The sequence below is a fragment of the Thiolapillus sp. genome (genome assembly GCF_048562965.1).
GTDB classification, from domain to species: Bacteria; Pseudomonadota; Gammaproteobacteria; order Chromatiales; family Chromatiaceae; genus Thiolapillus; species Thiolapillus brandeum_A.
The window spans coordinates 1-718 of sequence record NZ_JBHNMF010001294.1 but is presented as its reverse complement, the minus strand read 5'-3'; the positions used below and the strand labels follow the sequence as shown (position 1 = coordinate 718).

At 50.7% G+C, this 718-nt stretch carries 2 protein-coding genes; one reads left to right on the top strand and one right to left on the bottom strand.

The annotated features are described in order from the left end of the window. Positions 1–435, bottom strand: a 435-nt coding sequence (locus ACOCD2_RS23915; protein ID WP_419626280.1) for an ISAzo13-like element transposase-related protein, incomplete at its 3' end; no start/stop codon positions are given. 94 nt (positions 436–529) lie between these two features. On the opposite strand from ACOCD2_RS23915, the gene ACOCD2_RS23910 reads away from it, so the two are divergent. Next, a partial coding sequence (locus tag ACOCD2_RS23910; protein WP_419626281.1) for a transposase occupies positions 530–718 on the top strand: 189 nt, incomplete at its 3' end.

Below are 718 nucleotides of genomic sequence, written 5' to 3'. Positions count from 1 at the left end.
AATTTCTTCAAAGATGGCGTCAGTTTCTGGCAGACGTTTGTGTGGCTTGCATTTGCGGATACGTTGTGGCCGATAGCCCAGCATATTGAGCTTCGTTCGCAAACTCCTCTCACCGATCAACGGGCTGTCCGTGTAGCCTTTTTGTTCCAGTAGTCGGCGCCGGACCTCCCTGGCGGTGATTGGCGTATAAATTCGAGTGCTTCTGAAGGTGGGGTCGGTTTGCCCTGTGGTGTCGAGAATGTCGACGATATCGTCCAGCAACCGGGGACAGTGTTCTTCCGCCTTCTTACGACCAGAGCGGCAACGTCCATCCAATGCGGGTTCTCCTGCATCCCGTTCTTGCTGTCCCTTACGAATCGTTTTTCTGTCCCAGCCGAAAGTCTTTTCAACGTAACGTTGACCACCCCAGCCAAGCAACTCAACAACCTCCGCCATAAACATGTGCCGCGCTGAGCCGACTAGCGCGCTGGCGGTGTTTTTCCACAATAACGACTCCTTTACATTTGGTTTCTCTTCGTCATCAACATGACTGTATTTTAAAACATTCTGGGGCTGTAATCAGCACCTGATTTGGGGTAATTTATTTTTTCCGAGGCCCTTATGTCGTCAGCAGGGTGTTGAATTGATAGAGGGTTACGCCATGCGCGACCACATTCACATGCTGTTGATGATTCCCCCCAAATACAGTGTGGCAAACACCATCGGTTTTCTGAAAGGT